Below are 7,497 nucleotides of genomic sequence, written 5' to 3'. Positions count from 1 at the left end.
TCTAAGTTCCTTTTGATTTGCGTTCTCTCATATCGCTTTTAGTCTAAACTCCAGTAATCAATATAACAGGGACTATTTCAAGGGTAGAGAGCATGAAGCCAGAAGTCGCTAGTCGTCGAATTGAATTTTTTGGTCAACGCTTCGGAGAAGCGCACCTCTATTTGGCTTACCATGCTGCTTTCCCGTTAGCCCTGACCTCAGATTTACTTTATCGCCTATGGGCAAATTTTCAACGAGATATTCATAGTGAAGTGTTGAGTATCCCCTGGCTGGCTGTAGCTGATTTACTACTTTCTAGTCTTTGCGATGAAGTGGGACATGAACTCTATGAAATGGATACAGCAGTACGAAATGTTCTATTGAAAAAGTTGAAAGAGAATCCCCGTTTTGGCGAAAAGCGGATTAATGAATTATCTGATTTTTTACTAACCTATGTGCAGCAGCAAATTGAGAGCCACGATCCAGATATGCGTGATTTTGCTCAGGCTCAGAGGTGGACAGCACTTGCCTATACACGACCAACTAAGGCAGCACATGAATTAGCATCTATTCTTGCAGGCTTAAAGTTAGAAGAAAAAGCAGAGTGGGTTCGTATGGCATCGTTAGTGGAAACTTTTGCAGAAGCACTAATAGGGTTTCAACCACTATTAATTTATGTTCGTGGAATGGCAAACTATGTCCGTGGTTATCATGATGTTGCAACATTTGAATTTAAGAAACTCTCTAGACAAGGAAACCAAGTAAGCGTTGCGGATGTGAGTTTGACTATTCCGCTAAGTCTAGAAGCACCTCAAGATGAGCGGGATCGTGAACCGACATATCGGGTTAGGATCAATAAAAAAGGTCAGATTCTGATTAGTGCTACCTACACTAAAGCTATGGGTTTAAAACCTGGAAATGAGTTTGAAATTAGGTTGGGATATAAGCTCATTCACTTGATTCTACTAGATGAAATAATATAAAACCACACTGTTCTGAAAACGCGATCGCGCCCATTTTACCAAACGCGATCGCATTAACTTTTCTCCCCTTAGCTAATAAAATGCAGTTGATTAATTACTGCACTAATTAGATGATGAGTAATAGGCAAACTATCAATTACCATCCCCAGACACAACAGCATCATGTAGGAAATGGAATAGAGAAATAACTCTCTAGCGACAGTACGATCTTCTGGATTTTGCAACAATCGCCAAGATTTATGGATAAATAATCCTCCCAGACTAAGAGCGATCGCAGCATAAAGAACTCCACTCGCACCTAAGGGATAAACTAATAACACCGTTGCAACCACAGTAATCAAGGTATAGTACCAAATTTGCCGTACTGTTGCGGTATCCCCTTTAACTACTGGTAGCATTGGTATCCCGACTTTTGCGTAATCGTCCCGAATCATCAAAGCTAAAGCCCAGAAATGGGGCGGCGTCCACAAAAAGACAATGGCAAAAATTAACCATGCTGCCCAGCTTAAGGTACCTGTAACAGCAGCCCAACCCACTAAAGCCGGAATTGCTCCCGCTGCGCCACCAATGACAATATTTTGGGTACTGTGGCGTTTTAGCCAGTGAGTGTAGACCAAAATATAAAAGACGATGCCAGAGAAAGCTAGCGCGGCAGCTAACAGGTTGGCGAAAACTGCCAATAGTGTAAACGAAAGTGTTGCTAGAGCGATCGCAAAAATTAGAGCATCCCGCGGCTGCACCTTACCGGAAGGCATGGGGCGATGGCGAGTCCGCTCCATGTCATAATCAATATCCCGGTCATAGATACAATTGATTGTTTGGGCGCTTGCAGCAGCCAAAGTGCCACCAGTCAGAGTTACTAGTAACAGCAATGGGTCTACCTGTCCCTTAGCAGCAATCCACATACTGCCAGCTGTGGTAATCAAAAGCAACGGAATAATCCGAGGCTTAGTTAGCTGGTAGTAACTTTGAATTACTTGGAGAAAAGTTTGGTGGTGGCGAGAGACATTAGTCTCAATCATGTTGGCTCTGGTTCCTTATTTTTCAATAACTTATATGCAGCCCCCGCTCAAGCTGGCTCTTTCGGTCGAACGAAAATACTTTTCTACACCTGCATCATCAGTGCTGAGTGCTGAGTGAGGAGTTCTTATTCTCTCCTCTGCTCCTGTGCCCCTCATCTCCCTCATCTCCCTACTCAGCACTCACGACTCGTTGCTGAGCACTCACTGAGTCACGCAATGATAAAACTGTAAAAGCCACTAAAGTACCGAGCAAAGCAGCTCCTACAGCTTGGTGAGAGACGGTGAGAGGCTCGACTTGGAGGTGTAATTTGAAGGTGGCGACTCCCAACAAAATTTGTAAGCTCAACAATGCGCCAGCCATATTTGCCAGTCGCCGCAAGGCTGGATGTAGCGCCGGTGTACGCCAACTGAAAAATACTATTGCCAAGGTTGCGACGGTTGGCGGCACCAAACCAGCAATATGACTGTACATTACATTACAAAGTTGGGAATCGCCGAAGCATTGGTGTAATGCCCAGCGAGATCCTACTAAAGCACCCAAGAGACTTTGCAGATAAACCAAAACGGCAGCAGTTAAACCGACCCAAGGCAACTTACCAACGGTTCCAGTTCCCTGATAGGGTGTGAGTGTCGTGCCAATAATCAGCAGGGTGGTGAAAAACAATAGCGCCGTTCCCAAATGGGCGGTAACGATATCAAACCGCAACAGTTGGGTGACGGTGAGTCCTCCCAAGACACCTTGAAAGACGATTAAAAACAGGGCAAATGTGGATGCCCAAGGCAGCCAAGAGGGTAAAGAGCGACGGTGCCACCAGGATAAACCAAAAAGTGCGATCGCGCTTACACCAATTAAAGCTGCATCTAATCTGTGAAACCACTCTAAGAATACCTGGAAATTCATTTGCTTAGCTGGCACCAATTCGCCATAGCACAAGGGCCAGTCTGGACAAGCAAGCCCAGCATTCATCACGCGGGTGGCAGAGCCTATCGCCATCAAAATTAAAGTGGCTATGCACATTCTCCACACCAAGCGACGAATCATTTCCTTGGGCTTTTGCTGCTCAACTGCCGCTTCATTTTGTTGTTGTAGGACAATTTCGTTCATGAACAGTACCTTCTGCCCGCTCTTGGTGGATCTCTAATAGATTCTTAATTTTCAATACTGAACGGACACTTTGCAAGGGCGGGGGGAACCCACGCAAGCAAGTGTCCTCCCCATCTCCACCCTAGCGTATAGTCTAGGGGTTTATAGATTGGCACTCACTTATACTTTGAATCATTCTCGCTATGTTTTGCCTGAAGCTTTAGGTATTTTTCAAGATGTGAAAAATCGATTAGTGGCAGTTAATTTAACCATCCTAAATTTTTCCTTAAATTTTTCTACTGATTTACATCTATTTTTGGAAATATCTGTTAGTCACCTTGTACTCAAAATTAGTAAAATAGTCAGAAAAATTAATAAAAATTTCAGACATTTGGACTCTATGTCTTACAGCCTAGACTACCTTAGTAAGTGAGCAGCTTTGAGATAACGTAGTAAATTCAATCAAGTAAGCCGTGAAGATTCCAAGTTCAATATGGACATTACTCATTGGCATCGTGCTAACCCTAACCAGTATTTGGTACGGTCAAAATCATGGTCTGTTGCCAGCAGCAGCTACTGATGAAGCCGTCTTAGTCGATGGTTTGTTCAATGCGATGATGATCGTTTCTACAGGTATATTTTTGATAGTCGAAGGTGTTTTAATTTACTCTGCATTTAAATACCGTCGGCGTGCAGGTGACAATGAAGACGGTCCACCAGTCGAGGGCAATGTACCTTTAGAAATACTCTGGACGGCGATCCCAGCAATTATCGTTATCGGTATTTCTGTTTACAGTTTTGATGTGTATAACGAAATCGGTGGCTTCGATCCCCATGCCATCCATGAAGCCCCGATTACTCAAGAGTCAATGACAATGCCTGGACATGGAAGTGCCATAGCTGCAACTTTGAGCGATACACCTCCTAGCACCGAACCTAACCTCAATCAAGAAAAATCTGATGAGGCGATGCAAGACCCAGCCACAGCTGAAGTCCGCAATGCTGACCAAATTCCCCAAAAGCGGAATGCTCCAGGTGTCGGTAGTGTTGCTCCCACAATTGGAGGCAGTCCTGATAAAGCAGGCAAACCACCAGGATTGCAAGTCAACGTCACCGGTCTACAATATGCCTGGATTTTCACCTATCCAGAAACTGGGATCACCACAGGTGAGATGCACGTTCCCATCGGCAAAGAAGTGCGAATCAATATGACAGCCAACGATGTGATCCATGCCTTCTGGGTGCCAGAATTCCGTCTCAAACAAGATGCAATCCCCGGTAGGCAAAGTGAGATTCGCTTCACACCCAACACAGTAGGTGATTATGCTCTCATCTGTGCCGAGCTTTGTGGCCCATACCACGGCGCCATGAGAACAACAGTGGTAGTTGAGTCACAAGAAGCATTTGAAAAATGGCAACAAGAGCAGTTAACTGCTAGCAAAGAAACGCTTAACCAAGCTGTTGCCCTTAACCCTGCGGATTTATCCCCACATGAATTTCTCGCTCCTTACACCAAGGACATGGGAATTAAACCAGAAATCCTCCACCAAGTTCACCATTAATCAGTCAACAGTAAACAGTCATCAGTAAACACGCTGATAACTGATAACTGATAACTAATGACTAACTCCTATGACACAAGCCCAGTTGCAAGAAACTGCCAATATCCCCGCTCATGGTGAAGAACCACCGGTGAGAAAATGGCAAGATTACTTTACCTTCAACACCGACCATAAGGTGATTGGGATTCAATACCTAGTCACAACATTCATTTTCTACTGTATTGGTGGCGTGTTGGCTGACTTAGTTCGTACAGAACTGCGAACGCCTGAAGTAGATTTTGTCACCCCGGAAGTCTACAACAGCTTGTTTACGCTGCACGCTACAATCATGATTTTTTTGTGGATTGTGCCAGCTGGTGCGGGTTTTGCTAACTTCTTAATCCCCTTGATGATTGGGGCAAAGGATATGGCATTCCCACGCTTGAATGCTGTTGCCTTTTGGATGATTCCGCCTTCTGGTTTGTTGCTAATCGCTAGTTTAGTAGTCGGTGATGCCCCCGATGCGGGTTGGACTTCCTACCCTCCTCTGAGCTTGGTAACAGGTCAGGTAGGTGAGGGAATTTGGATTATGAGTGTCCTCTTACTCGGTACATCATCGATTTTGGGGGCAATTAATTTCCTGGTTACACTGCTGAGGATGCGTATCCCAGGTTTGGGATTCAATCAATTGCCCTTGTTCTGCTGGGCGATGTTTGCCACTTCCGCATTGACTCTGGTATCTACACCAGTGTTAGCAGCAGGTCTGATTCTGTTAGCTTTTGACTTAATTGCTGGGACGACATTTTTTAATCCCACTGGGGGCGGCGATCCCGTTGTCTACCAGCATATGTTCTGGTTTTACTCCCACCCAGCGGTTTACATTATGATTTTGCCCTTTTTTGGGGCAATTTCGGAAATTATCCCCGTGCATTCCCGCAAGCCGATTTTTGGCTATAAAGCGATCGCTTATTCTTCCCTGGCTATCAGCTTTTTAGGGTTAATCGTCTGGGCACATCATATGTTTACCAGCGGTATCCCCGGTTGGTTGCGGATGTTCTTCATGATCACGACGATGATCATCGCCGTACCCACTGGAATTAAAATATTCAGCTGGTTGGCAACAATGTGGGGTGGAAAAATTCAACTCAACTCCGCCATGCTATTCGCAATGGGCTTTGTTGGCACTTTTGTGATTGGCGGCATCAGTGGCGTGATGTTAGCAGCAGTACCATTTGATATTCACGTCCACGACACCTATTTTGTAGTGGCACACTTGCACTACGTTTTGTTTGGTGGTAGCGTTCTCGGCATTTATGGGGCGATTTACCACTGGTTCCCGAAAATGACGGGACGGATGCTTAACGAATTTTGGGGTAAGGTTCACTTTGCCTTGACAATTGTTGGTTTAAACATGACCTTCTTACCGATGCACAAGCTAGGGATGATGGGCATGAACCGCCGCGTTGCCCAATATGACCCCAAATTTACTTTACTGAATGAAATCTGCACTTATGGTGCTTATATTCTGGCAGTCTCCACATTTCCCTTCATCATCAATGCGATTTGGAGTTGGTTGTACGGAGAGAAAGCTGGTAATAATCCCTGGAGGGCACTAACCTTAGAGTGGATGACTACATCACCGCCAGCGATCGAGAATTTTGAAGGAACCCCAGTACTAGTTACAGGCCCCTACGACTACGGCTTGGAAAAGGCGAAAGAAGGTGTACCCTTATCCGACCCCGATCCGGTCTTGTCTGCTGGCCCCAACTCGGTATTAAGAGCAAAACCCGACCCAGCGGTTGCTGCTAATCCCGAAGATCGGAAATAAATTGATTGGGGACTGGGGACTGGTGACTAGGGAATGGGAACTGGGGAATAAGATTAAAAATACTATTTTCTAATCCCCAATCTCCAATCTCCAATCTCCAATCCCCAATCCCCAATACCCACTCCCCACTCCCCACTCTACATTTATCAAGATTCATGCAAAGTCAAACAATTGACCCAGCTAAAACTGAACTCAATCATCACCATGCAGCAGAAGCAGCCGTCGGACATCATGAAGAACATCCAGACCATCGCTTGTTTGGGCTAATTGTTTTCCTGATTGCTGAAGGGATGATTTTTATGGGACTGTTCGGAGCCTATCTGGCTTTCCGCGCTACCCTACCTGCTTGGCCTCCAGAAGGTACCCCAGAGTTAGAACTATTGCTACCCGGTGTTAACACTGTCAATCTGATTGCTAGTAGTTTTGTCATGCACAATGCCGACACTGCTATCAAAAAGAATGATGCGCGGGGTGCGCGGATTTGGTTAGCAATTACCGCTGCGATGGGTGCTGTTTTTCTAGTAGGACAAGTATATGAATATACTCATCTAGAATTTGGTTTAACTACCAATTTATTTGCCAGTGCATTTTATGTTTTGACTGGTTTCCACGGACTACACGTTACCATAGGTGTTTTAGCTATTCTTGCCGTATTGTGGCGATCGCGTGTTAAAGGTCATTACAGTAATGAAAAACACTTCGGTATTGAAGCTGCTGAAATTTACTGGCACTTTGTTGATGTGATTTGGATTATTTTGTTCGGATTACTGTATTTGCTCTGAGTATTAATTAATTAGTTGTTCACTCCACGCGAACAACTTCATAAGCCTCCCTTGGGGGGCTTTTTTATTTTTAGTGCCCAGGGAGACACTTACAGGTGTTTTCAGGTATTTAGACTACAAGGAAAAAGGTATAGCAGAAGGCAGCCGCAATGAAACAAGTTTCACCACCATGTATGAAAAAGGAATATTCCCTACACCCCACACCCTACACCCTACACCCCTCTTTCAAGTCAGTCAATCATGGGAAAAACCCACAACCAAGCATGAAAGTATGATAT

Annotated in this window: 7 protein-coding genes; 5 read left to right on the top strand and 2 right to left on the bottom strand. The window is 44.9% G+C overall.

The annotated features are described in order from the left end of the window. Positions 1 to 92: 92 nt before the first annotated feature. Positions 93 to 962: an AbrB-like transcriptional regulator gene (locus ACM0OY_RS38825; protein ID WP_414574036.1), complete on the top strand. Its 870-nt coding sequence runs from the start codon at positions 93 to 95 to the stop codon at positions 960 to 962. A 68-nt stretch (positions 963 to 1,030) separates the two neighbouring features. Here the strand turns inward: ACM0OY_RS38825 and ACM0OY_RS38820 are convergent, their stop codons facing one another. Both ACM0OY_RS38820 and ACM0OY_RS38815 read right to left on the bottom strand, forming a co-directional pair. After that, on the bottom strand, positions 1,031 to 1,984 hold the full coding sequence (locus ACM0OY_RS38820) for a heme o synthase (RefSeq protein WP_414574035.1): 954 nt from the start codon (positions 1,982 to 1,984) through the stop codon (positions 1,031 to 1,033). A gap of 169 nt (positions 1,985 to 2,153) precedes the next feature. Then, positions 2,154 to 3,089, bottom strand: a complete 936-nt coding sequence (locus ACM0OY_RS38815) for a COX15/CtaA family protein (RefSeq protein ID WP_414574034.1) — start codon at positions 3,087 to 3,089, stop codon at positions 2,154 to 2,156. Positions 3,090 to 3,541: 452 nt separating this feature from the next. Here ACM0OY_RS38815 and ACM0OY_RS38810 point away from each other — a divergent pair, with 452 nt between their 5' ends. The 4 genes from ACM0OY_RS38810 to ACM0OY_RS38795 form a co-directional block, all read left to right on the top strand. Beyond that, positions 3,542 to 4,630: a cytochrome c oxidase subunit II gene (locus tag ACM0OY_RS38810; RefSeq protein ID WP_414574033.1), complete on the top strand. Its 1,089-nt coding sequence runs from the start codon at positions 3,542 to 3,544 to the stop codon at positions 4,628 to 4,630. Positions 4,631 to 4,700: 70 nt separating this feature from the next. Further along, positions 4,701 to 6,437 carry a cytochrome c oxidase subunit I gene (ctaD, locus tag ACM0OY_RS38805; protein WP_414574032.1) on the top strand — a complete coding sequence of 579 codons (1,737 nt, stop codon included), beginning with the start codon at positions 4,701 to 4,703 and terminating at the stop codon, positions 6,435 to 6,437. A gap of 155 nt (positions 6,438 to 6,592) precedes the next feature. Continuing rightward, positions 6,593 to 7,219 carry a cytochrome c oxidase subunit 3 gene (locus ACM0OY_RS38800; RefSeq protein WP_414574031.1) on the top strand — a complete coding sequence of 209 codons (627 nt, stop codon included), beginning with the start codon at positions 6,593 to 6,595 and terminating at the stop codon, positions 7,217 to 7,219. 73 nt (positions 7,220 to 7,292) lie between these two features. After that, the coding region (locus tag ACM0OY_RS38795) for a hypothetical protein (RefSeq protein ID WP_414574030.1) at positions 7,293 to 7,497 on the top strand (205 nt) is incomplete at its 3' end.

It is taken from the genome of Nostoc sp. CCY 9925 (assembly GCF_963920935.1).
In the GTDB taxonomy this organism is placed as follows: domain Bacteria; phylum Cyanobacteriota; class Cyanobacteriia; order Cyanobacteriales; family Nostocaceae; genus Nostoc.
Note: the sequence above shows the minus strand (reverse complement) of the source record. Positions and strands in the feature narration are given on the sequence as shown.

Bases quoted from the DNA above. Each gene is read 5' to 3' on its own strand.
- ACM0OY_RS38820 (WP_414574035.1), bottom strand. From the start codon at position 1,984: ATGATTGAGACTAATGTCTCTCGCCACCACCAAACTTTTCTCCAAGTA.
- ACM0OY_RS38800 (WP_414574031.1), top strand. From the start codon at position 6,593: ATGCAAAGTCAAACAATTGACCCAGCTAAAACTGAACTCAATCATCAC.
- ACM0OY_RS38815 (WP_414574034.1), bottom strand. From the start codon at position 3,089: ATGAACGAAATTGTCCTACAACAACAAAATGAAGCGGCAGTTGAGCAG.
- ACM0OY_RS38825 (WP_414574036.1), top strand. From the start codon at position 93: ATGAAGCCAGAAGTCGCTAGTCGTCGAATTGAATTTTTTGGTCAACGC.
- ctaD (WP_414574032.1), top strand. From the start codon at position 4,701: ATGACACAAGCCCAGTTGCAAGAAACTGCCAATATCCCCGCTCATGGT.